Origin of the sequence: Paraburkholderia sp. J63 (assembly GCF_905220245.1) — a bacterium.
Classification (GTDB): domain Bacteria; phylum Pseudomonadota; class Gammaproteobacteria; order Burkholderiales; family Burkholderiaceae; genus Paraburkholderia.
The window spans coordinates 80,018-106,237 of sequence record NZ_CAJMZF010000004.1 but is presented as its reverse complement, the minus strand read 5'-3'; the positions used below and the strand labels follow the sequence as shown (position 1 = coordinate 106,237).

Sequence of the window (26,220 nt, the reverse complement as noted above, 5' to 3'; positions counted from 1 at the left end):
TCTTTATCGATCCTGAAACGGGTAATCACTCGCGTTACGCGATCACGTCACGCCAAAGCGTCCGCATGCGAATAAATCGGAAACTGGTTGCACAGCTCTCTCACGCGGCTGCGCACCGCGCGCTCGACCTGGTCGTCGCCGCCGGGCTCGCGCGCGAGCGCCGACAACACTTCAAGAATCATTTCGCCGATCTGCTCGAACTGCGCCGTGCCGAAGCCGCGCGTCGTGCCAGCGGGCGTGCCGAGCCGGATGCCCGAGGTCACGGTCGGGTTTTCCGTGTCGAACGGAATGCCGTTCTTGTTGCAGGTGATGCCCGCGCGTTCGAGCACTTTTTCGGCCTGCGTCCCCGTGATTTTTCTGGAGCGCAGATCGACGAGCAGCAGGTGGTTGTCGGTGCCGCCCGTGACGAGCGAGAGCCCGCCCGACTGCAGCACGTTGCCGAGCGCCTCGGCGTTGCGCAGCACGCGATCGATATAGGCCGGGAATTCCGGACGCAGCGCTTCGCCAAACGCCACCGCCTTGCCCGCGATCACGTGCATGAGCGGGCCGCCCTGCAAGCCGGGGAACACGGCAGAATTGATCTTCTTCGCAATGTCGCCGTTATTGGTGAGGATGAAGCCGCCACGCGGGCCGCGCAACGTCTTGTGCGTGGTCGACGTCACCACGTCGGCGTAATGGATCGGGTTCTCGTGGCGTCCCGCCGCGACGATGCCCGCGATATGCGCCATGTCGACCATCAACAGCGCGCCCACGCTATCCGCGATCTCGCGGAACGCTGCGAAGTCGAGCGCGCGCGGATAAGCCGAGTAGCCCGCGATAATGAGCTTGGGGCGGTGCTCCTGGGCAAGGCGGCGCACGGCGTCGTAGTCGATGCGGTACGTCTGCGGGCTCACGCCATACTGCACCGCGTTGAACCACTTGCCCGAGAGCGCGGGACGCGCGCCGTGCGTGAGGTGGCCGCCCGCGTCCAGCGACATGCCCATGACCGTCTCGCCGGGCTTGACGAGCGCGAGCATGACCGCGCCATTGGCCTGTGCGCCCGAATGCGGTTGCACGTTCGCGTATTCGGCGTCGAACAGTGCCTTCACGCGGTCGATGGCGAGCGCCTCGATGCGGTCGACGTGCTCGCAGCCGCCGTAATAGCGCTTCGACGGATAGCCCTCGGCGTACTTGTTGGTCAGTACCGTTCCTTGCGCCTCCATCACCGCGGCCGAAACAATATTCTCGGAAGCGATCAATTCGATCTGCGTTTGCTGCCGGCGCAATTCGAGCGCGATCTCCGAAGCAATGACCGGGTCACGGCTCTGGAGCGTTTCAGAAAAGAAGCACGAGTTTTCGCTCACTGGTCACTCCAGGAAGTAATCGTGTAAAGCAGGCCTTGCGAGACTGCGACCATCGTCGGGGCAGCGGCCCTTTCCTGCCCCGACGACCATGAAACTCCGGTTACGGGTGACTGCGCGGTTACTGCTGCAGCCACGCCTTGACCTTGTCCGGGTGCGCGTCGACGAACTTCTTCGCGGCGGCCGCATAGTCGTTGGTGCTGTTGCCGTCGAATTCGATGGCCTCGACGTCGGCGAGCGTCAGCTTGAAGTGCTTGAAGAACACATCGGCGCGCGGGAACTTGCCGGCGAACTGCTTGGACGCGAACGCGTGGATCTGCTCCTCGCCGCCCAAAGTCCCCTTGGGGTCCTTCAGGTAGCGCATCTGCCACTTCTGCCAGAGCCAATGCGGGCTCCAGACCGTGGCCACGACCCATTGCTTCTGCTGATACGCGCGCGACACGGCCGCCAGCATCCCGGCCTCGCTCGACGATTGCAGGTTGTAGCCCGACAGGCCATAGGCCTGCACCGTCTTCTCGGAGGCCTGCATCAGGCCCGAACCGGGGCCGATGCCCTGGATCGTGCTATTGAGCTTGCTTTTGACATCCGGTTTGTTCAGGTCCGCAATCGACGAGAGTTCGGACTCCGGAACATAGGCCGGCACCGCCCAGCCGTTGCGGCCGCCCGTGTAGATGACGCCCACGTCATCCATATCGTTCTTGTACTTGGCGTAGTACACCGCGTGGGTGACCGGCAGCCAGCCGCCCACCATGATGTCGAGGTCGCCGCGCGCCACACCCTGGTACTGGATGCCGATGTCGGCATTGACGAACTTGACCGGCTGGTTCAGCCTGGTCTCGAGCACGTACTTGGCGACGTTGGCCGTGGCCAGCACGTCGGCCCAGTCGGTGATCGCGAGCTTGATCGGCTCGGCGGCCGAGGCCGATCCGGCGCCCATGCCCATACCCATGGCGACCACGGCCGAGATCGCCACCTTGGCTACGAGCGATTTAAGAATGTTGTTCATCACATTAGGACTCCAGATTTATATTGACATTACGAACGCTGCGCAGAGGTCGGCCCCGTGATTTCAGATGGAGCCGGGACTGCTCAGGTACGTGCCGCGTCGGTGGCGCCCACCTTTGCCGCCTTCGCGACGGGTCTCCTCTTCTTCGACTTCACGCCGAACGTTTCCGTCAGGCGGTCCAGCACGATGGCCAGCAGCACGACGCCGAGGCCACCTTCGAAACCGATGCCGATGTCCAGACGCTGGATGCCGCTCAGCACATACTCGCCCAGCCCGCCGGCGCCGATCATCGAGGCGATCACCACCATCGAAAGCGACATCATGATGGTCTGGTTCACGCCGGCCATGATGGAGGGCAGCGCGTTCGGCAACTGGATCTTCCAGAGCAACTGGGCGTCGGTGCTGCCGAACGAGCGCCCCGCTTCCAGCAGCTCCTCGCGAACCTGGCGGATGCCCAGCGTCGTGAGCCGCACGACGGGCGGCATCGCGAACACCACAGTGGCGATCACCGCGGGCACGCGGCCGAGGCCGAACAGGATCACGGCGGGAATGAGGTACACGAACGCCGGCATCGTCTGCATGAAGTCGAGCAGCGAGCGCAGGATCACTTCCACGCGCCTGTTGCGGGCGCCCCAGATGCCGAGCGGCACGCCGACGATGAGACTGAAGCATGTCGCGGCCACGACGAGCGCCAGCGTGGAAGTGGTTTGCGGCCACAGGCCCATGTAATGAATCAGCATCAGCGCGATGCCGACGAACACCGCGAACGCGATGCCGCGGCGCCACAAGGCGAACGCCACGAGGAAGACGAGCATGGCGACGAACGGAATCGCCCCGAGGCCGTCTTCGAGCAGCTTGACAACGGCGCCCAGTGCCGCCGAGAACGCGTTGAAGCCGCCCTGGAAATGATTGAAAAGGAAATTGACCGCGTTCTCTGCAAACTGGCCGATGATCGACGAATTCATGCTGCCCTCCGCTCCATAACCTGCTTGAGTATCGTTCGGCACGACACGACGCCCGCGAGCTTGCCGGCCGAGTCGGTCACCGGCACGTCGTGCTGCTGGCCCAGCGCAATCGCGCTGAGTTCGTGCAGGTCGGTGTCGAGCGAGACCGTGCTCAGGTCCTGGAGCAAGGCTTCGCGCAGCGGCCGTGCACCGGTCTTGTGCAGCGACGCGGGCGTGACGCAACCCTGGTAGCGGCCCGATTCGTCGCACACGTAGCCGCACTCGACGCCGCTGTCGATCAGTTGATTGAGGTAGCGCTCGGCCGGTGCGCCGATGTCGGCGGTAATCAGGCCGCGCTCGACGCGGGTCAGCAGGCTATGGGCCTTGAGGAAGCGCGAGACGTCGACGTGGCGGAAAAAGTCCCGCACGTAGTCGTCCGCCGGCGACTGGATGAGCTCGGCCGGCGTGCCGACCTGAATCAGGCAGCCGTCCTTCATGATGCCGATGCGCCCGCCAATCTTGATGGCCTCCTCGATATCGTGCGAAATGAACACGATGGTGCGCTGCTCTTCCTTCTGGAGGCGCAGCAGCTCGCTTTGCATTTCGAAGCGGATCAGCGGATCGAGCGCGGAGAACGCTTCGTCCATCAGCAGCACCGCGGGATTGACCGCCAGCGCACGCGCGAGGCCCACGCGCTGCTGCATACCGCCCGAAAGCTCGACGGGCAGCAGCTTTTCATACGAACCCAGGCCCACGCGCGTGAGTGCGGCCCGCGCGATTTCGTAGCGCTCGGCCTTCTTCATGCCGGCCACTTCGAGGCCATATGAAATATTGTCGAGCACCGTGCGGTTCGGGAGGAGTGCGAACGACTGGAACACCATCGCCATTTTCTTGCGGCGGACTTCGCGCAGCTCCAGCGTCGACATCGGCGCGATGTCGCGGCCTTCGAGAACGACCTGGCCCGAGGTCGGCTCGATCAGCCGGTTGAGCAGCCGCACGAGCGTGGACTTGCCGGAGCCCGAGAGTCCCATGATGACGAAAATCTCACCGGCCCTGACGTTGAGGCTCACGTCGTTGACCGCCACCATGTTACCGGTGCGCTTGAAGACTTCGTCTCGTCCGAGCCCCTGCTTGATCAGTTGCGCGGCAAGCTCGGGCTTCGGGCCGAAGATCTTCGAGAGGTTCTTGACCGTCAGGATATCGGTGCCCGACACGGCGACGGGCCGCGCCACAGAGGCCGTGTCCGTGGGATGGATTGCGCCTGGCGGTAGCACGTCGTTCGGCGCGAACGTCAGATTTGGGGTCATTCTGTCTTCCCAACTGGCTGGTTCAAAAAATTGACGCTGGCGAACTCCCGCTTGAGAGGAAGCTCGCCCACTCGCCACCGCACGCCTGCCGTTGCTTTTTTGCTGCGTTGTTGCTACTCGGGCAAATTCGTGTGCTGGTGGGCCGTTGATGCAGTGATTGCAGCGTATCAATCCAATTTGCGCGCTCCAGCTACATTTTCTTCGCCCTTTTCCATACCTTTGGTAATGCAAAGGAGGCGCGGCGCGGGCCATCGCGCGGCGGCGCCGAAGGGGAAATGACGTGCAGGTGCCCTATTGGCGGGGCTGTGCGGGGAAATGAAGTGCCGTATGGGGGCGCCTGCGCCGCTCGTTCGTGGATCGGCGAAAACCAGGCTGGACAAGGGAAAGTCCTGGGGCGCTTATTCCAGGGAAACTACCAGGGCGTGGGCGAATGCTCGCACCAGAAAGGGGCAATGTGGCTCGCGCGAGCCGCCTGGGCTGGCGATATCAACGCACAAATCAGCGGACGAATTGAGGATCGCCCGAAGCAGAAAAAGATATCGGGAGCGCCTGGCTCATCCGTGGCTATACCGGAGATCGTCTTCTCCGCGCGCCACGCCTGCATTGTGCCGGTCGAGTGCACGCGCCAGATCCTCCAGATAAGCGTTCGCGGCCCGCTCGAATTCCGGCGATCCATAAGCGAAATCATCGGGATTCGTTTTCCCCTGGGCGCGGCGAATGACCGACACGGTCATCACCATGGCGCGATCGAAGGCGAGATCGATTTTCGCCTTGCGCTGCTTGCGATTTGTATTTTCCATGCCCGCTTTTTCGGCACGGATCGAGCGAACTTTAGGGTGCGTTCCAGATGCGATCCGCGTGACGACAAACGCCTAAAACACCCCGCTGCGCCCATCGCCGCCGCTGCGATAGTTCCGGTTGCTCTGCGCAGGATTCCGGTTCACCAGCGGTCTCGCATAGAGCGGATGGCGCTGGCTGCGGACCTCGTGTTCGAGCTTGAAGCAGTGCGCGCCGCTCACGGGATCGACAATGTCGGCGAATCGATATTGATGAGGCTCCTCGCCATAAGTCAGCCCGCGCGCAGCGAGCCACGCATGCGGCCCGGAAAAGTTGGCGACATAGATCTGGATATGGTGCCCGTCGTACTCGGGAATCGCCGCGCGCGTTTCCGCAAAGATCAGTTGCTGATGCGTGCCGACCGCGATGACCGCCTGCTGCAAACCGTTGCCGTCGCGGACCTCGGCGGGCGCGTCGAGCACCTCGCGGTAAAAGGCGGCAATCGATCCCGCGCAGCCGGCCGGAACGTCCAGTTGCACATAAGCAATGCCGAGATCGAGGCCCGACCACGGCGCGCTCCCGCGCGAAGCCTCTGGGTCGAGGCAGTCGTAGCGGTTGCCCCACGGGCAACTCACCTCTACCCGATCGGCCTGCTCCGTCCATCCGAACGCGGTTCCATCGAGCACCGGCCGGACCGCGCGCAGCCTCTCCAGCAACGCCTGGCGTGCGCCCACCACCAGGCCAACGCGCCCGCGCAAATGCTGCGCGTGGCCGTGCGGCAGATGAATCTGCGAGCGGCCCGCATTGATCCACATATTGGTCACGCCGGTCATCAGATACGGATCGCGCGTGAGTCCCAATGCGCTGACGTAGAACGCCGTCGCAAGATACTGGTCCGGTATCGTGAGGTTGACATGCTCGAGCAGCACGATATTGCCCGTGTCCTCGCGCGCGTAATCGGAACGTTTCATTTTTCGCCTTCCGAACATGCTGTGTCAGATGACGCCATGTTAACGAAAGCGCGTTGCGGATGTGTTCGCCTGAATCGCGCGGCGCGCCGCCAGCGTCGCGGCAATATTAGCAAATGTCCGCACGCGATCGGGCCGCTGGTCACGCTTTCTCCGCATGTCGCCGAGCCGCTATGATGTATCGATACGAACCACGGAGGACGCATGTTGAAACGCATATTGTTCGTGGTCCTACTGCTCACGCCAGGTATCGCCGGGCGTTGCATGGCCGCGCAGCCCGCCATGGAACTCACGATCGGCGGCAAGACGCAGTCGTTCACTCAGGCGGCCTTGCTCGCACGCCCCGACACCACCGAAATTCACGTTCCGCGCGACGTTGCCTACGGGACCTCGACCACGTATCGCGCAGTGCCGCTGGCCGATTTGCTCGAAGGCGCGGCGATACCCTCGGACGACGTGCTCGAAGCGCGCGCGACCGACGGCTTCGCCGCGCAACTGCCGATGGACCTCGTGCGCAACCGCGATCCCGCCACCGCCGTCGCGTGGCTAGCCGTGGAAGACCCGGCGCGGCCCTGGCCGTCGCTGCCGGGCAAGACGGTCAGCGCGGGGCCGTTCTACCTCGTCTGGATCGGCAAGCAAGCGGCGTCGGTTCGCAGCGAGCAGTGGCCCTATCAGATCGCGCGGCTCGCGACGCAGCCGTCTCCGTCCGCGCGTTGGCCCGCGCTCGCCGTCGATCCCGCGCTGCCCGCAACCGACCCCATCCGCGCAGGCCAGAGCCTCTTCATCACCCAATGTCTCGCCTGCCACCGGCTCAACCACGCGGGCAGCGCGAATACGGGCCCCGACCTCAACGTGCCGATGAATCCCGTCGAATATTTTCAGCCCGCCGCATTGCGCCGCTATATTCGCAATCCCGCTTCGGTTCGCGACTGGCCGGGCCGCACCATGCCCGCTTTCCCGCCGGACCAGCTCAGCGATCGCGAGATCACGCTGATTGTCGATTATCTTGCGTATATGGCGCGGCGAAAGGTTGGGCAGTGACGGACGCTTCTGCGGAATTCGTATGCGGCCTTGCCGCGCGATGATTACATCGCATGTAATTGGCGCATGGAGCAAGCGCTTTTACTCTTCGGCTAGCGCGCCTCCATTCCGGTGGCGCTCATCGCCAAGGAGTTAGCATGTCCCGCTATCCGCTTCACACGATCGACACCGCGCCCGCAGCCTCGCGGCCCGTTCTCGAACAGCTACAGCAGGCGTTTGGCATGGTGCCCAACGTCGCGGCCAAAATGGCCGCATCGCCGGTGCTCATCAACGGCTTTATCGGCCTGTTCGAGCGCGTGCATGCGAGCAGTCTGAGCGAACCGCAAATTCAGACCTTGCTGCTGACCAACGCCGTCACGAACGCAAGCGAATGGCCGGTCGCCTTTCACTCGGCGCTCGCGTTGAAGGCGGGCGTGCCTCGCGCCGAAGTCGACGCGATCCGGCACGGCGTCCTGCCCGACGACGCCGGACTGGCCGCGCTATCGGCATTGGCGCGCACGCTGATAGAAAAGCGCGGCCGCCTTTCCGAAGCGGACCAGAAGCGCTTTCTCGATGCAGGATTCAGCGACGAGCAGATCCTGGAGGTCATCGCGGTCGTGGCCGCGTCAACGATCACGAACTTCACGAGCAGCGCGACGCATCCGCCGCTCGAAGCGCAGTTCGAGACGTTCGCGTGGCAGGCGAGCGCGCCCTGATTCGTCGCCATTCATACAACGTCAGGAGAGCCAATGAACGCCACCCGTCCCGATCCGAAAGCACCCGGCGAACTCGGCGACTTGCTGCGCTATTGGCGCGACGTGCGTGGCGTGAGCCAGCTCGATCTCTCGCTCGAGGCCGGCGTCTCGCAGCGGCAGATCAGCTTTATCGAAAGCGGGCGCAGCGTGCCGGGACGGGACACGCTGCTCACGCTTGCGCAGACGCTCGACGTGCCGCTGCGCGAGCGCAATGCGCTGCTGCTCGCCGCCGGCTATGCGCCCGTCTATTCGGAGGCGCCCTGGAACGCCCAGGAGATGCACAGCGTCATCGGCGCGCTCGAGCGCGTCGTCCGCCAGCACGAGCCGTTTCCGGCCATCGTGATGGATCGTCACTGGAACGTGCTGATGACCAACGACGCGGCGCCGCGCTTCTTCGACTGCTTCATCGACATGGCCGCACGCGAAGGTCCGCGCAACATGCTGCATCTGATCTTCGATCCGCAGGGGATGCGTCCGTTCGTGGCCGACTGGGAGACGGTCTCGCGCAGCCTGCTGCAACGCGTGCATCGGGAATCGGTGGGGCACGTGGTCGACGCCGGCACGCGGCGCCTGCTCGACGAACTGCTTGCATATCCGGATGTGCCGCGCGACTGGAAAACGCCTCGCGAGTCGTCGGCCGCGCCTACGCTGCCCGTTATCCCGATCGGCTTCGTGAGCGAGGGCGCCGTGCTTCGATACTTCTCGATGGTGACGACCGTGGGCGCGCCGCAGAACGTCGTGGCCCAGGAACTGCGCCTCGAATGCATGTTCCCCGCCGACGATGAAACCGAAGCGCGGCACCGGGCGTTGCTGGCCGCGCATTCGAAGCATCACCGAACGGCGGGCTGAGGTTCGCCCGCGCGCGCGAGCAACCGGATCACTTCGTTGGTGTGGCGCTTTTCGACTACCGTGCGATCGGTCGCATGGAGCGCCCGATCGCACGGCTCTTATTGGCCGATATTACTGACCGATGCCGATCAGTTCGACTTCGAACGTGAGGTTGCTATTCGGCGGAATCGGGCCCACGGCGCGATCGCCATAAGCGGTCGCGGCCGGGCAGGTCAGCTTCGCCTTGCCGCCGACCTTCATCTTCTGCAGCCCTTGCGTCCAGCACGGAATCACCTGGCCGAGCGGAAAGGTCGCCGGGCCGCCATGCTTGGCGGAACTGTCGAATTCGGTGCCGTTCGCCAGCGTGCCGCGATAGTTGACGCGCACGACGTCGTTGACGGTCGGCTGCGGACCCGTGCCCTGCTTGATGTGCTCGACGACGACGCCGGACGGCAGCTTATCGATGGTGTTGGCCGCGAACGCAGTCGTTGCAAGGGTGGCGGTGGCGAGCAACGCAATCAGTGATTTCATAAATGTCCTCGTTGAATGGCCCGGCAATTATATCGGGTGCCTCGCGCGACCCCGAGTTGGCGGGCCATGCGTCGGCGAGCGATGCGTCGCGCGACCGGCATGCAGGCGAGAACATAGTCCGGATGTTCGCCCCGTTATGAGCCCCGCGCAGCAAGGCGCCCGCGCAGGCCCCGCAATTTCCCTCAATTGACACCCCGTTATATCAGCCCGTATACAGCAAGGAACGATGTCCAGTCACGGCGGTTCGCATGTCCAGGGAAGTCATCGACTCCTATTTGTTGAAGGTGCTCCATACGCTCATCACCGAAGCCAGCGTCTCGCGCACGGCGGCGCTGCTCGGCCAGTCGCAGCCGACGATCAGCGTCGCGTTGCGCAAGCTGCGTACCATGACGGGCGATCCGCTGCTCGTGCGCAGCGGCAGCCGCATGGTGCCCACGAGCCACGCGCTCACGCTGATCGAGCCCGCGGCGCAGGCGCTCGCCGGCATTGCCGCCGTGCTGCATCCGCCCAAGGCTTTCGATCCGGCCACCACGCGGCGCACCTTTCTCATTGGCTCTCCTGATTATCTGGATGCGTTCTTCCTGCCCGCCGTGGTCGATGCGTTCCGCACCGAGGCGCCGCGCGCACGGATCGAATTCCAGCATCTGATGATGGTGGACGGAGGCTACGAGCATGGTCTCGAAAGCGGCACGCTCGACCTCGTGATCGGCAACTGGCGCACGCCGCCCGAGCACCTGCATCTGCAGCCGCTGTGCAAGGACGACCTCGTTTGCCTGCTTCGCGCGGAACATCCGATCAAACCGGGCAAGCTGAGCCGGGCCATCTATCAGGAGGCCGAGCATCTGGCCGTCACGACGCACAATGCCACGGGGCTGGGCACGATCGATGTCGAGCTCGCGCGTAGCGGCCTGTCGCGCAACATCACGACCACGCTGCCCTATTTCGGCATGGCGCCCTATGTGCTGATGCGCTCGAATCTGCTTTTCACGACCACGCGCGCGCTGGCCGCGCACTACAGCAAATTGCTTCCGCTAAGGATGGAGCCGCTTCCCGGCGATCCTCAGGCGCTCACGTATTACCAGCTCTGGCACGACCGCACGCATCGCAGCGCGGCGGCCGTCTGGCTGCGCCATCTCGTGGCCGGTGTCGCGAAGGGACTCGCACGCTAAGCGTTTCAAGGCACGCGATACCAACGGGCGGCGTCCAGAAAAAAAAACCGCGAGCGAGGCTCGCGGCACGAAAACGCCTGGCCGCTCAGTCCGGGGACAGGGAGCCGGAAATGAACGCCAGTGCGCAACAGGTGTCGGTCAGCGCAAGCTGCCTGTCGTCGGGCGCGTGACGGCCGCGCGCCGTTGTTAAGGATTCCTCGCTACGTCTGGGTGGCCACGCGCGACGCCATCTGCTTGAGCAAAGCGGCCTTCTCCGTGGTGGCGGCACCCACCAGGGCGAAGCCCGTCAAGCATTGCGTCGCGGCGTCTTCGCAGAGCGCGCGTACCGCGTGCGCAGCGTCCTGTGCGACCGTCTCGACAGTCCAGCGGCCGCCCGTTGCCGTTGGCGTCACCACGACCGCAGGCACCGCCGGCGTCTTGACCACAACCGGCATCACCGGGAACTCGACGCGCGTGAGCGTGCCGGAGAGCGTGCGCGCGAGCGCGCGCGCCGCATGCATGATGGGCAGCACGTAGGGCTGCACGCGGCCTTCTATCGCGGCGCAATCGCCGAGCGCATAGACGTCCGGCGCGTCGGTGCGGCACCAGGCATCGGTGCTGATGCCGCCTTCGATCCGCAACCCGGCCGCACTCGCAAGCGCCGTTCGAGGCGCGAGGCCGATCGCCGAGACGACGATATCGACGTCGAGCGCATGGCCATCGGTCAGCGTCAGGCGATAACCGGCGCTGCGTCGCGCCACCGCCACGACCCCGCAACCGAGCCGCACGTCCACGCCCGCGCAAGACAGGGCGCGCGCATACACGGCCCCCGCCTCGGCCGGCAGCAGGCGCGAGAGCGGCGCGCTGGCCGGATCGATCAGGCAGACCCGGTGGCCCGCAGCGGCCAGATCGTTGGCGAACTCGCAGCCGATCAACCCAGCACCCAGCATCGCGACCGAATTGCTCGACGCGAGCACCTCGCGAAAACGCGCGTAATCGCCGAGGTCGTTGATCGAGAGCACGTCGCCGGCGCCGTCGCCTTCGAGCGGGACGCGGCGGGGGTCGGCGCCGGTGGCGAGCACCAGCGCGCGATAGCGCAGCCGCTGTCCGTCGACGACGATCGCGTGCTCGTCGGGCACGATGCGCTCGACATGGCGATGAGTCCAGACGCGCGCATCGAGTTGCGTGGCCATCGCCTGCGCCGTGAAGCTCGCGAGTTCGTGAGGCGCCTTTTTCATCGCCAGCGCATTCGAGAGCGTGGGCTTCGAATAGAAGCTACCGTCGTCGCGGCTTACGATGACCATGGGCAGGCTCGCGTCGAGCTTGCGCAACTCGCGCGCCACCGTATACCCGGCGAGACCCGTGCCGACGATCACGACCGGATCGCCCTCAGTGTGTTCGGAAGGCCTCATGCCGCCACCACCTGCATTTCGAAGTCGTGCTTGCCCGTTGCGCAGTCGGGGCACATCCAGTCATCGGGCACGTCCTCCCAGCGCGTGCCCGGCGCAATGCCCGCCTCGGGCAATCCTGCGGCCTCGTCGTAGCGAAACCCGCAAATCACGCATTCCCAGATCTTCATGAATTCTCCTTTGCCTCCCGCATCAGCGGACATAGCTTTGTCCGAGCCCGATTTCCGCGAGCGCGCGGCGGTAGGCACCCGAAGACCGGTCGGCGAAAATCGGCGCCTCCAGCGAGCGGTCGATCGGCAGATCCTCGGGACACTGCAGCTCCACAATCGCGCGGTCTTCCTCGAATACCTGGCGATTGAATTCGTAGACGTCGTCGAGCGGCAAATTCTGGTCGAAATTGCGCGCGATGGGCACGAACAGGCGCGTGAGCCGTGCCGATACCGGACTCGCAGCATTCAGGATTGCCAGGCGTCCGTGTTCAGGAAAATGCACGGTGAGGCGGGCGAAGAACGGCACGTCCACTTCGAACACCCGGCGCCACAGAAAGCCCTCGGGTGCGCGATGCTGCATCGACTTCGGGAAGTTGCTTACGGTGCTCACGTATTCGGCACGCAGACCGTTCGGGCGCCGCTCGACGCTATATTGCGGCACCACGGGATTTCTGCGGTCCGCGAAGCTGTCGTGATGAATCCACGCGAAATGCGCGACGTCGATGAAGCCCTCGGTTTGCCGCCCCGCCGAAGCGCGAATGTCGATCGACGGCGGCAGGATGCGCTGATAGCCGTCCGAGTTCCAGGCCGGGAACTCGGGCAACGGCAGTTCGCCGCCGCCGAGCGACACCCACACGAGCCCATACGCTTCCTGCGCCGCGTACGTGGTCAGGCACAGGCGGTCGGGTATCGCGCCCTCCGGCTGCGAAGGAATGTGATTGCATTTGCCGTTCGCCCCATATTCGAGGCCGTGGTACGGGCAGACGAGATTGCCTTCGTTGACCCAGCCGCGGCTCAGCGGCGCGCCGCGATGCGGGCACACGTCGCGCGCCGCGACCACGCGCCCTGCCGAGCGAAACAGCACGAGCGGTTCGTCGAGCAGCGTGACGCCGAACGGCCGGTCGCCCACGTCGTGCGCGAAGGCGACGGGGTGCCAGTAGCGGCTCAGGATCTCCCAGTCGCGGGAGTCGAAGGTGCAATTGCGGGGCATGGCGGGCGCCCCCGCCCGGGTCAGCGTCACCACCTGGGGCTGAGTCATTCGCGTCTCCTGAATCGTATGAGTGGGGTCATGGCGCGACGGGCTATTCATTCCGTCCCGCCATGTGCACAACGATAGGCGGATGCGAACGCGCTTCCCATCCCTCATTGGCCATGTAGTTCATGTACCGATCCACATGGCCCGAGCGCGCGAGAACGTCGGGCAACGCTCATTCGCGGCCGGTATCGGCTTGCTTCGCTTTTGAAACGCGCGGGCAGCAGGCCCTCAATCGTCGGCGAGCGGCAGCCGCGATGTTTCGCTGCTCGCGAGCATGGCAACGAGCGCGACGCCCGCAGCCCCCACGAGATACCACGCGGGCGCGAGCTTGCTGCCCGTCACCGCAATCAACCAGGTGGCGACCAGCGGCGCGGTGCCGCCGAACAGCGCATTGGCCGCGTTGAAGCAGAACGCGAAGCCGCTGTAGCGCACGCGGGTCGGGAAGATCTCGGAGAGAAAGCACGGCAAGGTGCCGTCGTTCAGCGTGAGCAACGCGCCGAAAGCAATCTGGATCATCACGATGGTCGCGAAGCTCGCGCCGGCCAGCCCCTTGAACAGCGGAACGGTAAGCAATGCGAACAATACCGAGGCGCCGATCAGCATGGTCTTGCGTCCCACGCGGTCGGACAGCGCGCCCATCAGGAAGATCAGGCCGATATAGGCGGCGAGCGAGAGGGTCGCGGCCACGAACGACGCGGTCTCGCTCATGCCCATTTCGGTCGACAGATAAGTCGGCATGTAGCTGAGCACCAGATAGAACGCCACGGCGTTCAGGCAAGTCACGCCGAACGCGATGATCATCCTGCCGCGATGGCGAGTCATCAGTTCCTTCACGGGCGCCTTCGCCACGTCGTGCGCGCCTTCGAGCGCCTTGAATCGCGGCGTATCTTCGAGCCGCAGGCGGATGTAGCGGCCGACCAGCCCGAAAGGCGCCGCGAGCAGGAAGGGCAAACGCCAGCCGAACGTATGCAGTTGCCCCGTGGTGAGCACCGCGTGCATCACCGCCACGAACACCGAGCCGAACAGCAGGCCCGCAGCCGTGCTGGCCGGCACGATGCTCGTGTAGACGCCGCGCTTGCCCGGCGGCGCGAATTCGGCGAGAAACGCCGACGCGCCCGCATATTCGCCCGAGGCCGAAAAGCCCTGCACGACGCGCACGAGCAGCAGCAACACGGGGGCGATCATGCCGACCTGCGCATAGGTCGGCAGGAACGCGATCAGGAAGGTCGAGCACGACATGATCAGAATCGACAGCGAGAGCGCCGCGCGGCGCCCATGCCGGTCGCCGAAGTGCCCCCAGACCATGCCGCCGAGCGGCCGCACGACGAACGACACCGCGAACACGCCATAGGCCGCGAGCAGGCCCGTCGTCGTGTCGCTCTTCGGGAAGAACATCACCGCAATGATGGTCGCGAGATAGCCATACGAGGCGTAATCGAACCACTCGACAAAATTGCCGATGAAGCTCGCGAGCGCGGCCCGCTTCAAAACGCCGGCGTCGGCGCCCGAAAGGCGCTTCGCTGCGCTGCTACCGTGGGCGGTTTCATCATCGCCCTGCTGCCACTCGCTGGCCGCCGCGAGGCTGCCCGGCATTGCTTTTCTGGCACTCATTCAAGTCTCCAATCCAAAGATGCTGCTGGTTCGCTCCGACGTAAGCGCATTCGCGTTTCCATCGCTGCCTCTCCGGGCATTGCCGGCTGTTGCGAATTGCGCGGGTTCAAGGAAATGGTAGAAGTTGCAGCCATTGGAAAATATCTTATTCGGACAAGCGACTTTCTCCATTCGACATCGAGGGTAAACACCGCCGGCACGCGTTCGCGCTGCACCGCAAGAAGGCATGGGCACGAGGGCCATGCACCGCTCGTGCACCGCTATGCGCTGAAGACGCGACATAGCCGTGCATACGCACAGTAAAGGACGTCGATGGGGAAAATGCGGAGAAAGAATTGGGCGCTCGCCGCGCGGGCGAGCGGGAAGAATCAGGCGAGCCGTTCGAGCGGACGCTGGCACGCCGCGAGCAGCGCGCCAACGAGCAGCACGGCGGAGGAGTAGACGAGCCCGCGCGTGAGGCTCGCGTTATCGGATACCCAGCCGATCGCGACCGGCCCGGCGATCTGGCCGGCCGCGAATACGATCGTGAACGCGCTGATGCCGCGCGTCCATTCGTCGGACGGAAGATTGTGGCGCACGAATGCCGTGGTCGAGGCCACGGCCGAGAGGAATGTCGAGCCGAAGATCACGCCCGAAACGGCCGCCGCCACGGGGTGAGCGAACGCGGCCGGCATGAGCGTCGCGAGCCCCAATAGCGCATTGAACGTGGCCAGCGCCAAGCCGCCGCGCGTGCGGTCGAGAAAGCGCGACCAGATGCGCGCCGAAACGATCGTGGCGATGCCCAACGCGATATAGAACGCGGCCACGGCGCCCTGGCTCATGCCCTCGCTGCGCAACAGCGCGACGATGAACGTCATGTAGCCGATATAGCCCACGCCGAAGAGCCCATATCCGCCCAGCGCGGGACCGTAGCGCCACCACGCGGTTCGCTGCCTGGCTGTATCGGCCGGCGTACTCGAAGTGGTTGCGCTCGCAACGTCTATGCTGCGGGCGGCGCCTCGCGCGAGCAGCGTGCAAGCCGCGCACGCGGCGGCCAACGCGAACCACGCGGGCTGCCAGCCATGCGGCGCGGCGCGCACGGTGACCGGCACGAGCACCGACGAGAGCACGATGCCATAACCGGTGCCGCCGTAATAAAGACCGAGGATCAGTCCGCCGCGCCACGGCACGGCCGCCGCGAGACGCGCCGCCAGCACGCCGCCGCTGATGAAGACCAGCGCGCTGCCGATGCCGGCCACGAGCCGCTGCGCGAGCAGCACGGAGGTATCGGAGACGAACCCGCACAAGGCCATCAACACGATCACCACATACGCGCCGGCAACGAACAGCGCGCGGGGCGAGCGATGGCGCGCGAGCCACGGGAACATGGCCGCGCCGATCAGATAGCCCGCCGCGTTGGCCGTGTTCATCGCGCCGGCCTGGGCGAAGCTCCATCCCAGATCGGCCTTCATCGCGGGCAGGAGCAGCGCATAGGAAAAGCGCACGAAACCGAGGGCCATCGCACTGCCCAGCGAAAGACGCACGGCAAGCCATAGCGGCGCAAGAAGCTCGCTATCCTCGCGATGCGTGAACGCCGGAGCGCTACGCTTGCGTGCCCGGCTGCGGGTATTCGCCTCCATCCCGGTTCAGTTCTCCGTCTTCTCGTTGTGCTCTCATACGTTTTGCTGATCGGGATCCGCACATTCGCAGACGGCCCGCACCGTCCGCGATAGTGCCAGAAAATGCCCTGCCTCGGGGGCATTCGGGGCGTGGGCGCAAAGCGTCCGCCCTTCGAAGCGCCTCACAGATCGCGATAGACCGGATAGCGCGCGCATAGCTGCGCCACCTCCTCGCGCACGCGCGCTTCCACCTGCGCATCGCCCAGATGATCGAGCACCTCGCAAATCAGCCGCGCGGTGAGCGCCGCGCCGTCCTCGTCGAAACCGCGCGTCGTGATCGCGGGCGTGCCGATGCGAATGCCGCTCGTGACGAACGGCGACTGCGGATCGTTGGGCACGGCGTTCTTGTTCACCGTGATATGCACGCGGCCGAGCGCGGCGTCCGCGTCCTTGCCGGTCATGCCTTTCTTCACGAGACTCACGAGAAACAGATGGTTGTCGGTGCCGCCCGAAACCACGTCGTAGCCGCGCGCATTGAAGACCGCCACCATGGCGCGCGCGTTGGCGAGCGTGCGTTGCTGGTACGCCCTGAATTCGGGGCTCTGCGCCTCCCTGAACGCGACCGCCCTGGCCGCGATCGCATGCATCAACGGACCACCCTGCGTGCCCGGAAACACCATGGCGTTGAGCTTCTTTTCGATCTCGGCGTTCGCGCGCGCGAGAATCAGGCCGCCACGGGGGCCGCGCAAGGTCTTGTGCGTGGTCGTGGTCACCACGTCGGCAAACGGCACCGGGTTCGGATACACCCCCGCGGCCACGAGCCCTGCCACGTGCGCCATGTCCACGAAGAGCCACGCCCCCACCTCGTCCGCGATGCGCCTGAAGCGGGCGAAATCGAGCACCCGCGAGTAAGCGGAGAAGCCCGCGACGATCATGCGCGGACGATGCTCGAGCGCGAGGCGCTCCACCTCGCCGTAGTCGATGAGGCCCGTGTTCGTGTCCACCCCGTATTGCACCGCGTTGAAGATCTTCCCGGAAAACGAGACCTTCGCGCCATGCGTGAGATGGCCGCCGTGCGCGAGACTCATGCCCAGGATGGTGTCGCCGGGCGAAAGCAACGCCAGGTACACGGCCGCATTGGCCTGCGATCCGCTATGCGGCTGCACGTTCGCGAAGTCGGCGCCGAACAGCGCCTTGGCGCGCGTGATCGCGAGTTGCTCGACCACGTCGACGTGCTCGCAGCCGCCGTAATAGCGCTTGCCGGGATAACCCTCCGCGTATTTGTTGGTGAGGACGGAGCCCTGCGCTTCGAGCACGCGCGGGCTCGCATAGTTCTCCGAAGCAATCAGCTCGATATGCGCTTCCTGGCGCGCGCGTTCGAGCTGCATGGCTTCGGCGAGATCCGGATCGAATCCGGCAATCGTTTGTTCCCTGGAAAACACGATAACGTCTCCTGCCACGACGAAAGGGAAAAGGGAGCCCGCAGCAGGCGCCGCGGGGCAGCGAGATCCGGATCAGGCCTTGATGATGTTGTGCTGCGGACCGTACGGGAACGCGGTGATGTTGGTGGCGCCCTTCTCGCCAACCACGAGGATGTCGTGCTCGCGGTAGCCGCCGGCGCCGGGCTGGCCTTCGGGCAGCATGATCATCGGCTCCATCGAGACGACCATGTTGGGCTCGAGAATGGTGTCGATGTCTTCGCGCAATTCGAGCCCCGCCTCGCGGCCATAGTAGTGCGAGAGCACGCCGAACGAGTGGCCATAGCCGAAGGTGCGGTACTGCAAGAGCCCGTATTCCGCGTAGATCTTGTTGAGTTCGAGCGCGATGTCGCCGCAACGCGCGCCCGGCTTGATGAGCTTCAGACCGGCTTCGTGCACTTCGACATTGACCTTCCAGAGGCGCAGATGCGCTTCGGGGCAATGGTCGAAAAACATCGTGCGCTCCAGCGCCGTGTAATAGCCGGCGATCATCGAGAAGCAGTTCAGGCTCAGGATGTCGCCCTTCTGCACTTTGCGCGTCGTGACCGGGTTGTGCGCGCCATCGGTATTGATGCCCGACTGGAACCACGTCCACGTGTCCATCAATTCCGAATCGGGAAAGCGGCGCGCGATTTCGCGCACCATCGCCTGCGTGGAGGCGAGCGCCACCTCGTGCTCGGGCACGCCTTCGCGCACCGCCGCCGCGAGCGCCGCGCCACCGATATCGCAGACGTTCGCGCCATGCTTGATGAGCGCGATCTCCTCGTCGGACTTGATCATCCGCATGCGCATCGTTTGCGCGCCGATGTCGACGAATTCGACCGACGGCAGCGCCGCCTTCAGCTTCGCGAGCACCTCGACCGGCACGTGATCGAACTCGATGCCCACGCGGCCCTTGTTCGCGATCTCGCCCTGCACGGCCCGGAAGAAGTTATCGCGCTGCCAGTCCGTGTAGACCACGTTGTAGTCACCGACCGTGCGCCGCCACGGCTGGCCGCCGTCGATGTTGGCCGAGATCGAGACGACCTTCGTGGGCGTGACGACGAGGCCGTATTTTCGGCCGAACGAGCAGTAGAGGAAGTCCGAGTAATAGTTGATGTTGTGGTACGAGGTGAACAGCGCGGCGTCGATGTTCTCGCGCGCCATCAGCTCGCGCAGCTTGTGTTGGCGGGTTGCGTATTCCGCGTCGGAAAACGTGTGCCTGGCCTTCTCGCCGTTCTCGATTCGAATCAGGTTCTCCATCTTCATGAGCTCGCTCCAGAGATAAATAAAGCGTGGTGGGTGTGAGCCAATGGTAGAAGCTGGGGGATTTGGAGAATTTCTGAAATGGACGGTGCAATTGTGGAATTGGACAAATCGGGTTAACCATGAATTCCGCCCGCCCGGGTGCTCCCGGCCGCTATCGGGGCGGCACTACAGCGCGTCCTGATAGCGGCGCCGGTCGGCGATTGGAGAGATCTGGAATTGCGCCTTGTAGCGCGTGGAGAAATGTGTCGTCGAGGTGAAACCTGTGCGTACGCACACTTCCTCGAGCGAAGTGGCCGTGCGATACAGAAGCTGCCGCGCGCGCAGGAGCCGAATCTCCAGGTAGGCTTCGGCCGGCGACTTGCCGAGGCGCTCCTGGAACCAGCGCTGAAGCTGCCGTTGCGAGACCCCCAGGTGGGACGCGATCTCGGGCACGGCCAGCGGCTCGTCGACGTTGCTTTCCATGAGTTGCAGCGCCTCGTCGAGCTTGGCGTGCTCCGCGCCGATATATTGGCGCAATGAGGTCTGCTGACGATATTCGCGGCTGCGCGGCTCCGCCACCAGCAGTTCGAGCACCCGCGCCGCCAGCGCCTGGCTGCCGGGCGGGTTCGCCAGCAGATGCACCATCAGATCGAGCGGCGCCACGCCGCCGCTGCAGGTATAGCGGTCGCGGTCGACTTCGAACAGCCGCGTGGAAACGGTCAGCCTGGGGAACTGCTCCATCAGCACGTCCTGGTCTTCCCAATGGATCGTGCAGCGATAGCCGTTGAGCAATCCCGCGCGCGCCAGAAAGTAGCTGCCCGTATCGAGCCCGCCGAGCGCCGCGCCCTTGCCCGCCTGGCGGCGCAGCCAGTCGACGACGGCCCCCGTGCCCTTGCGCGCAATGGGATTCGGCCCGACCACGAACACCACGTCGAAGGGCTCGCTGGCCGACATCGAAACGTCGGGGACGACGCGGATGCCGTCACTCGACGGAACGAAATCGCTGCCCGGGCCAATAAGGCGATAGTCGTACACCCGGCGCCCGACGATCATATTGGCGATCCGCAGCGGATCGATGGCGGCGCCCAGCGCGATCAGCGAAAAATTCTCGAGCAGCAGGAAGCCATACCGCATCACGCGCAGGTCGTGCATGCCGTCACGCGCATCACGTGGGTCACGTGGGTCACGTTCGTTGGACGGCGGCGAGTGCCGGAGCGGAGTCGTCATCATGGGAATCGGGGTCGACAGCAGGGAGTGGCCAGCCAGGTCCCGACATCTTAACGTCTGTCCATGCAAGCGACCAATCTGCGCTGACCCGCACTACGGGAGTGCGCGTTCGCGCCCCGGCGCGTCAACGCTCTCCCGCGCGCTCCAGCACGAAGTCGTAGCGCGCTTCGCTAAAGCCCTCTTCGAAGCCGAACTGCCGCCCGGTCTCGTCCCCCGCCGGGCGCTCGCAATAATCGACGAGCAGCGAAGACTTCACGCCGAATACGGCGTCCGATTCGAGGTACGGGTCGTTCTGGTTGAACAGGTGCGTCACGAGCGTGCTGTGGCCTGGCGCCGTAATCATGAAGTGCAGATGCGCGGGCCGCCACGGATGCCGCTTCGTCGCCTGGAGCATGCGCCCCACCGGCCCGTCGGTCGGAATTGGATAGCACACCGGAACAATCGTGCGGATCGCATAGCGGCCTTGCGCGTCGGTCCGGTAGCGCCCGCGCAGGTTGCCGTGCGGCTGCGCGGTGTCCTGCCCCGAGTACATGCCGTTCTCGGCCGTCTGCCACACGTCGAGCAACGCATTGGCCACGGGCTTGCCGTCGGTCGAGAGCACGCGGCCATGCACGAGCGCCGGCGTACCCGGCGTGAACGCCATGTTCTCGCCGTAGGTGCGCTCGGGCATGCCTTCGATGTAGAACGGACCGAACACGGTCGTGTCGGTCGCGCCCGTGGCGTAGCGGTGATTGATCGCGTCGACGAGCATCGAGACGCCCAGCGTATCGGATAGCAGAATGAACTCCTGGCGCACGACGTTATCGCACATCTGGCCCGTCTCGGTCAGAAAGCGGATGGCCGCCAGCCACTCGGCCTCGGTCGGCTCCGTTTCGTGCACGAAGGCATGCAGATGGCGCACGAGCGCTTGCATCAGCGTGCGCAGGCGCGCATCGGGGGTATCGGCAAAGCGCGCGACGACCTGCTCCGTCAAGGCGCGCTCGGCCTCGGTGCCATTGATCGACATGGTGTCTCCTTTCCGGTTTTTCTGGTGCCAGGCAGATACGCTTCGTTCAACCGCCTTGCCCACCGCTTTGTTCACTTTAGGGCCTTGATGGGGCGACAACAACCGCCACCTCAGCGATTACGGCATTCGCAGTTCGCAAATAATCGCGCTCCGCGCGGATGCTGCGCCGCGCAATCCGCGCGCGCGGCATTCAGCGCATGAGCTTGACGAGTTCGAGCGCAATGCCGGGCACGAGGATCACCACGACGAGCGCGACGATATTCGCGCAGAGAAACGGTAACGTACCGCGAAAAATGGTGCGAATCGACAAGTCGGGCAGCATGGTTTTCACCATGAACACGTTCATGCCCACGGGCGGATGAATCATGCCGATCTCCATCATCATCGCCACGTAGATGCCGAACCAGATCATGTTCGCGCCGAGCGGCTGCACGACCGCCGCGAAGACAGGAATCGTGAGCAGCATCATCGCGAGCGCTTCCATGAGCGAGCCGAGCACGATGTAGATGCCGGTGATGACGGCGATCACGCCGAGCAGCGGCAAATGCAGCGCGTGTATCCACGCCACCAGCGTGGCGGTGAGGCCCGAAAGCGTGATGAAGTTTGCGAACACCATGCCGCCGAAGGCAATGGCGAAAATCATCGCCGTGGTCTTGCCCGCCTCCACGAGCGACTCGAACAGCAGCGCCCAACTGAGCTTGCGGCGCAGGCCCGCGAACACGAGCGCGCCCGTCGCGCCCACGCTCGACGCCTCGGTCGCCGTGAAGACGCCGCCATAGAGGCCGCCCACCACGATCAGGAACAGCGCGAGCACGCCCCAGATCTTGCCGAGCTTGCGAAAGCGCGTGCGCCAGTCCACGCGCTCGCCGCGCGGGCCTTTGGCTGGATCGCGGCGCACGGTCCACCAGATCGACAGCAGAAACAGCGCGCCCAGCAGGAGGCCGGGGCCAATGCCCGCGATAAAGAGCTTGCCGATATCCTGATCGGTAAGGACTCCGTATATCAACAGCGGGAAGCTCGGCGGAATCAGCGCGCCCAGCGTGCCGCCCGAGCTCACGCAGCCGGCGGCGAGGCTGTCCGCGTAGCGGTGGCGGCGCATGGGCGGCATCGCGACCTTGGTCATGGTGGCGGCCGTGGCGATCGAGCTGCCCGACATCGAGGCGAAGCCCGCGCAGGCCAGCACCGTAGCGTGCGCGAGTCCGCCCTTGAAGTGGCCGATCCATGCGTTGGCCGCGTCGTAAAGCTCCTCGGCTAGATCGGCCTTATAGATGAAGGTGCCCATCAGGATGAACATGGGCAGCACGGAAAGATTCTCGTTGGCCGCGAGATCGGCGATCGTCATGCCGGCCATGGCGAGCGCGGGCTCCCAGCCGCGAATCAGCGCGAAAGAGGCCACGCCGATGCCGAGCATCGCAAAGCCGAGCGGCACGCCGACGAACGCAAACAGCAGAACGGCGACGAAGCCGGAAAGGGCGAGTGTCATGGCGATTCCTTGCGGCCGAGCGCGGCGAGATGATCGAACGTGAGCGCGAGCAGCACGAGCAGCGTGACGCCCGAGAGGACACTCATGAAATAACTGAGCGGTGCGAGCGGCCATTCGAGCACGGTCGTGGTGATGCGGTTGCGGGCGAGATCGGCGCCGTCGCTGGCAAGCTGCCAGGTCATGATGCCCACGGCCGCGAGACTCACGAGCAACACGAACAGATGTTGCAGCCAACTGCCCATGCGCCCGAAGCGCCCTTGCAGCAGGTTCACGGTGATGTGCTGCTGGCCGAGCGTGACGAGCGGAAACGCCGAGAAAATGAGGATCGCCATGCCGAAACGCACGATCTCCGATGCGCCGCGGATGGGCGCGGAAAACCAGTAGCGCATGAACACGTCGCAGAACGTGAGGCCCATGATCGAGAGCAGCACGAGCGCCACGACCGCGCCGAGAATGCGCCGCAGCCAGCGTGCGGCGACGCGTTCGCGGCGGCCGCACGCGCCATCGGCGAGCATGCCTGGCGGGTGCAATGCGGCGGAAGGATTCGCGTGGCTCATCTTGCCTCCTGTTTCGCTTCGTCACGGTAGTAGGCGAGGGCCGCCGCGCCGTCCACGTGCAGCTGGTCCGCCTCGGCGATCCATTGCGCGTCCAGCGGCTGCGCCAGCGCACGCAGCTCGGCGACGAACGCGGGCGGCGGATCGACGAGCTTGAGTCCGCTAGCCACGGCTTGTTCGCGCGCCTGCCGGTTCGCCGCGTCGATCACGGCCATCCGGTGCGCGAACGCCTCCCCCGAGAGCGCCGTGATGGCCGCGCGGTCGGCCGGCGCAATCGACGCCCAGACCTGCTTGTTCACGAACAGCGAGAAGCTTGGCGCGGTAATGCCGCCGGGCACGGTCGTCTCGAAGCGCGCATAGCGGACCACGTTGAAACGCGCGGCGTCCATCTCCGGAATGCCGGCGAAGCCGTCCACGGTGCCCCCCGCCACGAGCTCGCTCATTTTCGCGGCGGGCGTGGCCACCACGCCCGCACCGCCGCGGTCCATCAGCGTCGAGGCAATACCTGGCAGTGCCCAGTATTTCACGCCGCGTATCGCCTGCATCGACGTGACAGGCCGCTTGAGGCTGTAGATTTCGCCCGCCGGAAACACCACGAGCGCGAGCAGATGGACGTCGCGATACTGGTCCGCTTTGGCGAAATACTTCTCGTAGGTGCGCCAGAGCGCGACCGACATGCCCTCGGCGGACGAGGAGCCGAGCGGCAGATGCGCGAGCTGCACGAGGCTCGCCTGGTTCTGGATGAGGCCGTTGAAGATATAGGCGCCGTCCACGATGCGCTTGCGCACGACGTCCCACTGCTGCTGCGGCGAGCCGATGCTGGTGGGCGGAAAGACGACCTTGACGCGCCCTTGCGTGACGCGCTCGACGTCCTCGGCCCACGGCTTCATGACCTCGGCGTTGAAGATGTGCTGCGGCGGCAGAAAGGCGTTGACGACCAGCGTCGTGGCGGCGTGCGCCATGGCCGGTAACGCCAGCGCCAGCGCCACGAGCGGGGCTGCGATAAGGCGATACATGGTGTCTCCTGCATGTTTGAATTTATGAGCCGGCTCGACTGCGGCGGGGGCCGGCGCCCGTGAAAACCCCTACCAGTCGCCGAGCAGGATGCCGCCCTTCTCCGAGACCTCGGTCCAGCGCTCGACCAGGCGCGCAGGCGCCGTCTGCCTCAACGTGCGATGGCGCAGCCAGTCGAACAGGCGCTCGTGCAGTTCGGCGCGCACGCTCGCGTGCTGCGCGTCGGACCCCAGGTCGTTCAGCTCGCGGGGGTCCATCGCGAGATCGAACAGTTGCGGCGCGAAGCCGTCGTAATGGATGTATTTCCAGCGGCCGTCGAACACCATGAAGCAACGGCAGCCGTCGAGTTCGCGGCCCAGCAGCGTGCGCGTGCGCGAGCGGAACGAATAGTCGAACTCGCTGAACACGGCGTCGCGCCACGACACGTCACGCGCGCCGTGCAGCAGCGGCTGCAGCGAGCGGCCCTCGACGATATGGCCGGGCACTTCCACGCCCGCCGCTTCGAGAAACGTGGGCAACACGTCGATCGCCTCGACGAGCCGCCGCTCGACGGTGCCGCGCGTGGCGTCGGCCTCGCGGCGCGGATCGACGACGATGAGCGGCACGCGCGACGAAGCATCGTGAAAGAGCTCCTTCTCGCCGAGCCAGTGGTCGCCCAGGTAGTCGCCGTGGTCGCTCGTGAACACGATCATCGTGTCCTGCTCGCGGCCCGTTTCGCGCAGGAATGCGAACAAACGACCGAGGTGGTCGTCGATCTGCTTCACGAGCCCCATATAGGTGGGAATGACCGTCTCGCGCACTTCGTCGCGCGAAAAGCTCACGCTTTCGTCGTGCTTCATGAACGCGCCGACGACCGAGTGCGGACGCTCGCGCTCGTCGAGCGCACGCACGGCGGGCTTGACGTCCTCAGGGCCGTACATGTCGTGGTAGGGCGCGGGCGCCATGTACGGCCAGTGCGGCTTGATGAGGCTCAGATGCAGGCACCACGGCGCGTCGCCCTGCTCGCGGATGAACGCCATCGCGCGATCGATCATGTACGGCGTTTCCGAATGCTCCTCGCGAACGCGCGCCGGCTTTGCCGCGTGGCGCATCTTCCAGCCGCTCAGGATCTCGCCGTTCTCGCCCTCGGCCGAATTGGCATAGTCATGCCAGGGATTGTCGCCCTCGTAGCCCTTGCCGCGCAGATAATCGCAATACAGCGTTTCCACGCGAGCGCCAAACAAACCCGGATGGATGCCGTCGTCGCGATCGAAGGGCTCGAAGCCGCACTCCTCCACCAGCACCGCGCCCGGTGACTCATGGCTCATGCCGAGGCGCTCCATGCCCGCCTTGTCGGCGACCATATGCGTCTTGCCCGCGAGCGCGACGCGCATGCCGCGCGTGCGCAGGTAGTCGCCGAGCGTGAGTTCGCCCACGGGCAGCGGCACGAAATTCCAGTACGCGCGATGGCTCGCCACGTAGCGGCCCGTGTAGTACGACATGCGCGACGGCCCGCACACCGGGCTTTGCACGTACGCGCGCTCGAAGCGCACGCCGCGCCGCGCGAGCGCATCGATATGGGGCGTGTGCAGCGTCGGGTGGCCGTAGCAGGACAGGTAGTCCCAGCGCAATTGATCGCACATCACGAACAGGATGTTCTTGACTGTCTCCATCGCTTCTCTCCTTTCGATGGAGGCAAGCGTAGAACAGCCCAGGTGCGCGACCCAGCGATTTCTGAGAAGATTTCACTCAGTGAAACGCAATG

At 65.1% G+C, this 26,220-nt stretch carries 24 protein-coding genes; 4 read left to right on the top strand and 20 right to left on the bottom strand.

The window, feature by feature from the left end:
• Window positions 1-47: 47 nt before the first annotated feature.
• From glyA (U5775_RS06410) to U5775_RS06385, 6 genes are all read right to left on the bottom strand, one after another.
• Window positions 48-1,343, bottom strand: a complete 1,296-nt coding sequence (gene glyA / locus U5775_RS06410) for a serine hydroxymethyltransferase (protein ID WP_322057290.1) — start codon at window positions 1,341-1,343, stop codon at window positions 48-50.
• 118 nt (window positions 1,344-1,461) lie between these two features.
• On the bottom strand, window positions 1,462-2,346 hold the full coding sequence (locus U5775_RS06405; RefSeq protein WP_322057289.1) for a glycine betaine ABC transporter substrate-binding protein: 885 nt from the start codon (window positions 2,344-2,346) through the stop codon (window positions 1,462-1,464).
• Window positions 2,347-2,429: 83 nt separating this feature from the next.
• The gene (locus U5775_RS06400; RefSeq protein ID WP_322057288.1) at window positions 2,430-3,311 is read right to left on the bottom strand and encodes a proline/glycine betaine ABC transporter permease; all 882 of its coding nucleotides are present in this window, start codon (window positions 3,309-3,311) and stop codon (window positions 2,430-2,432) included.
• On the bottom strand, window positions 3,308-4,597 hold the full coding sequence (locus U5775_RS06395; protein WP_322057287.1) for a glycine betaine/L-proline ABC transporter ATP-binding protein: 1,290 nt from the start codon (window positions 4,595-4,597) through the stop codon (window positions 3,308-3,310). Before U5775_RS06395 ends, U5775_RS06400 begins: the two co-directional genes overlap by 4 nt.
• Window positions 4,598-5,151: 554 nt before the next feature.
• The gene (locus tag U5775_RS06390; RefSeq protein WP_322057286.1) at window positions 5,152-5,397 is read right to left on the bottom strand and encodes a hypothetical protein; all 246 of its coding nucleotides are present in this window, start codon (window positions 5,395-5,397) and stop codon (window positions 5,152-5,154) included.
• Window positions 5,398-5,469: 72 nt separating this feature from the next.
• The gene (locus U5775_RS06385) at window positions 5,470-6,345 is read right to left on the bottom strand and encodes a glyoxalase/bleomycin resistance/dioxygenase family protein (protein WP_322057285.1); all 876 of its coding nucleotides are present in this window, start codon (window positions 6,343-6,345) and stop codon (window positions 5,470-5,472) included.
• A gap of 201 nt (window positions 6,346-6,546) precedes the next feature.
• Here U5775_RS06385 and U5775_RS06380 point away from each other — a divergent pair, with 201 nt between their 5' ends.
• The 3 genes from U5775_RS06380 (at window position 6,547) to U5775_RS06370 (ending at window position 8,966) form a co-directional block, all read left to right on the top strand.
• A complete protein-coding gene (locus U5775_RS06380) occupies window positions 6,547-7,383 on the top strand; it encodes a cytochrome c (protein ID WP_322057284.1) in 837 nt (278 codons plus the stop codon).
• A 137-nt stretch (window positions 7,384-7,520) separates the two neighbouring features.
• Window positions 7,521-8,078, top strand: a complete 558-nt coding sequence (locus U5775_RS06375; protein ID WP_322057283.1) for a carboxymuconolactone decarboxylase family protein — start codon at window positions 7,521-7,523, stop codon at window positions 8,076-8,078.
• Between the two features lie 33 nt (window positions 8,079-8,111).
• Window positions 8,112-8,966, top strand: coding sequence for a helix-turn-helix transcriptional regulator (locus tag U5775_RS06370; RefSeq protein WP_322057282.1), 855 nt, complete (start codon window positions 8,112-8,114; stop codon window positions 8,964-8,966).
• Between the two features lie 111 nt (window positions 8,967-9,077).
• On the opposite strand, the gene U5775_RS06365 is transcribed toward U5775_RS06370, so the two are convergent.
• Window positions 9,078-9,476, bottom strand: coding sequence for an FKBP-type peptidyl-prolyl cis-trans isomerase (locus U5775_RS06365; protein ID WP_322057281.1), 399 nt, complete (start codon window positions 9,474-9,476; stop codon window positions 9,078-9,080).
• Between the two features lie 248 nt (window positions 9,477-9,724).
• Between U5775_RS06365 and U5775_RS06360 the strand changes: the two genes are divergently transcribed.
• Window positions 9,725-10,645, top strand: a complete 921-nt coding sequence (locus U5775_RS06360; RefSeq protein WP_322057280.1) for a LysR family transcriptional regulator — start codon at window positions 9,725-9,727, stop codon at window positions 10,643-10,645.
• A 200-nt stretch (window positions 10,646-10,845) separates the two neighbouring features.
• On the opposite strand, the gene U5775_RS06355 is transcribed toward U5775_RS06360, so the two are convergent.
• The 13 genes from U5775_RS06355 to U5775_RS06295 all read right to left on the bottom strand — a co-directional run bounded on the left by U5775_RS06355 (window position 10,846) and on the right by U5775_RS06295 (window position 26,128).
• Window positions 10,846-12,036 (bottom strand): NAD(P)/FAD-dependent oxidoreductase, encoded by a 1,191-nt coding sequence (locus tag U5775_RS06355; protein WP_322057279.1) that lies wholly within the window; start codon window positions 12,034-12,036, stop codon window positions 10,846-10,848.
• Window positions 12,033-12,203 (bottom strand): rubredoxin, encoded by a 171-nt coding sequence (locus U5775_RS06350; RefSeq protein WP_322057278.1) that lies wholly within the window; start codon window positions 12,201-12,203, stop codon window positions 12,033-12,035. Before U5775_RS06350 ends, U5775_RS06355 begins: the two co-directional genes overlap by 4 nt.
• A 22-nt stretch (window positions 12,204-12,225) precedes the next feature.
• Window positions 12,226-13,281 (bottom strand): aromatic ring-hydroxylating dioxygenase subunit alpha, encoded by a 1,056-nt coding sequence (locus U5775_RS06345; RefSeq protein ID WP_322057277.1) that lies wholly within the window; start codon window positions 13,279-13,281, stop codon window positions 12,226-12,228.
• A gap of 225 nt (window positions 13,282-13,506) precedes the next feature.
• On the bottom strand, window positions 13,507-14,889 hold the full coding sequence (locus U5775_RS06340; protein ID WP_322057276.1) for an MFS transporter: 1,383 nt from the start codon (window positions 14,887-14,889) through the stop codon (window positions 13,507-13,509).
• 368 nt (window positions 14,890-15,257) lie between these two features.
• A complete protein-coding gene (locus U5775_RS06335; protein WP_322057275.1) occupies window positions 15,258-16,508 on the bottom strand; it encodes a YbfB/YjiJ family MFS transporter in 1,251 nt (416 codons plus the stop codon).
• Between the two features lie 161 nt (window positions 16,509-16,669).
• The gene (gene glyA / locus U5775_RS06330) at window positions 16,670-17,929 is read right to left on the bottom strand and encodes a serine hydroxymethyltransferase (protein WP_322057274.1); all 1,260 of its coding nucleotides are present in this window, start codon (window positions 17,927-17,929) and stop codon (window positions 16,670-16,672) included.
• A gap of 72 nt (window positions 17,930-18,001) precedes the next feature.
• A complete protein-coding gene (locus U5775_RS06325; RefSeq protein ID WP_322057273.1) occupies window positions 18,002-19,213 on the bottom strand; it encodes a M24 family metallopeptidase in 1,212 nt (403 codons plus the stop codon).
• Window positions 19,214-19,378: 165 nt separating this feature from the next.
• The gene (locus U5775_RS06320) at window positions 19,379-20,422 is read right to left on the bottom strand and encodes a GlxA family transcriptional regulator (protein WP_415913524.1); all 1,044 of its coding nucleotides are present in this window, start codon (window positions 20,420-20,422) and stop codon (window positions 19,379-19,381) included.
• A gap of 121 nt (window positions 20,423-20,543) precedes the next feature.
• Complete coding sequence (locus U5775_RS06315; protein ID WP_322057272.1) at window positions 20,544-21,425, bottom strand: intradiol ring-cleavage dioxygenase; 882 nt, start codon at window positions 21,423-21,425, stop codon at window positions 20,544-20,546.
• A 190-nt stretch (window positions 21,426-21,615) separates the two neighbouring features.
• A complete protein-coding gene (locus tag U5775_RS06310) occupies window positions 21,616-22,908 on the bottom strand; it encodes a TRAP transporter large permease subunit (RefSeq protein ID WP_322057271.1) in 1,293 nt (430 codons plus the stop codon).
• Window positions 22,905-23,465, bottom strand: coding sequence for a TRAP transporter small permease (locus U5775_RS06305; RefSeq protein WP_322057270.1), 561 nt, complete (start codon window positions 23,463-23,465; stop codon window positions 22,905-22,907). The genes U5775_RS06310 and U5775_RS06305 overlap by 4 nt, the downstream gene beginning before the upstream one ends.
• Window positions 23,462-24,478: a TRAP transporter substrate-binding protein DctP gene (dctP, locus tag U5775_RS06300; protein WP_322057269.1), complete on the bottom strand. Its 1,017-nt coding sequence runs from the start codon at window positions 24,476-24,478 to the stop codon at window positions 23,462-23,464. The genes U5775_RS06305 and dctP overlap by 4 nt, the downstream gene beginning before the upstream one ends.
• 69 nt (window positions 24,479-24,547) lie before the next feature.
• On the bottom strand, window positions 24,548-26,128 hold the full coding sequence (locus U5775_RS06295) for an alkaline phosphatase family protein (protein ID WP_322057268.1): 1,581 nt from the start codon (window positions 26,126-26,128) through the stop codon (window positions 24,548-24,550).
• Window positions 26,129-26,220 lie beyond the last annotated feature (92 nt).

What these genes read in the sequence shown, in the direction of transcription:
- U5775_RS06355 (WP_322057279.1), bottom strand. Translation starts at nt 12,036, where the DNA reads ATGAGGCCTTCCGAACACACTGAGGGCGATCCGGTCGTGATCGTCGGC.
- U5775_RS06340 (WP_322057276.1), bottom strand. Translation starts at nt 14,889, where the DNA reads ATGAGTGCCAGAAAAGCAATGCCGGGCAGCCTCGCGGCGGCCAGCGAG.
- U5775_RS06405 (WP_322057289.1), bottom strand. Translation starts at nt 2,346, where the DNA reads ATGAACAACATTCTTAAATCGCTCGTAGCCAAGGTGGCGATCTCGGCC.
- U5775_RS06320 (WP_415913524.1), bottom strand. Translation starts at nt 20,422, where the DNA reads ATGATGACGACTCCGCTCCGGCACTCGCCGCCGTCCAACGAACGTGAC.
- U5775_RS06325 (WP_322057273.1), bottom strand. Translation starts at nt 19,213, where the DNA reads ATGAAGATGGAGAACCTGATTCGAATCGAGAACGGCGAGAAGGCCAGG.
- U5775_RS06315 (WP_322057272.1), bottom strand. Translation starts at nt 21,425, where the DNA reads ATGTCGATCAATGGCACCGAGGCCGAGCGCGCCTTGACGGAGCAGGTC.
- U5775_RS06380 (WP_322057284.1), top strand. Translation starts at nt 6,547, where the DNA reads ATGTTGAAACGCATATTGTTCGTGGTCCTACTGCTCACGCCAGGTATC.
- U5775_RS06345 (WP_322057277.1), bottom strand. Translation starts at nt 13,281, where the DNA reads ATGACTCAGCCCCAGGTGGTGACGCTGACCCGGGCGGGGGCGCCCGCC.
- U5775_RS06335 (WP_322057275.1), bottom strand. Translation starts at nt 16,508, where the DNA reads ATGGAGGCGAATACCCGCAGCCGGGCACGCAAGCGTAGCGCTCCGGCG.
- U5775_RS06375 (WP_322057283.1), top strand. Translation starts at nt 7,521, where the DNA reads ATGTCCCGCTATCCGCTTCACACGATCGACACCGCGCCCGCAGCCTCG.
- U5775_RS06395 (WP_322057287.1), bottom strand. Translation starts at nt 4,597, where the DNA reads ATGACCCCAAATCTGACGTTCGCGCCGAACGACGTGCTACCGCCAGGC.
- dctP (WP_322057269.1), bottom strand. Translation starts at nt 24,478, where the DNA reads ATGTATCGCCTTATCGCAGCCCCGCTCGTGGCGCTGGCGCTGGCGTTA.
- U5775_RS06305 (WP_322057270.1), bottom strand. Translation starts at nt 23,465, where the DNA reads ATGAGCCACGCGAATCCTTCCGCCGCATTGCACCCGCCAGGCATGCTC.
- U5775_RS06390 (WP_322057286.1), bottom strand. Translation starts at nt 5,397, where the DNA reads ATGGAAAATACAAATCGCAAGCAGCGCAAGGCGAAAATCGATCTCGCC.
- U5775_RS06350 (WP_322057278.1), bottom strand. Translation starts at nt 12,203, where the DNA reads ATGAAGATCTGGGAATGCGTGATTTGCGGGTTTCGCTACGACGAGGCC.
- U5775_RS06365 (WP_322057281.1), bottom strand. Translation starts at nt 9,476, where the DNA reads ATGAAATCACTGATTGCGTTGCTCGCCACCGCCACCCTTGCAACGACT.
- U5775_RS06295 (WP_322057268.1), bottom strand. Translation starts at nt 26,128, where the DNA reads ATGGAGACAGTCAAGAACATCCTGTTCGTGATGTGCGATCAATTGCGC.
- U5775_RS06370 (WP_322057282.1), top strand. Translation starts at nt 8,112, where the DNA reads ATGAACGCCACCCGTCCCGATCCGAAAGCACCCGGCGAACTCGGCGAC.
- U5775_RS06385 (WP_322057285.1), bottom strand. Translation starts at nt 6,345, where the DNA reads ATGAAACGTTCCGATTACGCGCGCGAGGACACGGGCAATATCGTGCTG.
- U5775_RS06310 (WP_322057271.1), bottom strand. Translation starts at nt 22,908, where the DNA reads ATGACACTCGCCCTTTCCGGCTTCGTCGCCGTTCTGCTGTTTGCGTTC.
- U5775_RS06360 (WP_322057280.1), top strand. Translation starts at nt 9,725, where the DNA reads ATGTCCAGGGAAGTCATCGACTCCTATTTGTTGAAGGTGCTCCATACG.
- U5775_RS06400 (WP_322057288.1), bottom strand. Translation starts at nt 3,311, where the DNA reads ATGAATTCGTCGATCATCGGCCAGTTTGCAGAGAACGCGGTCAATTTC.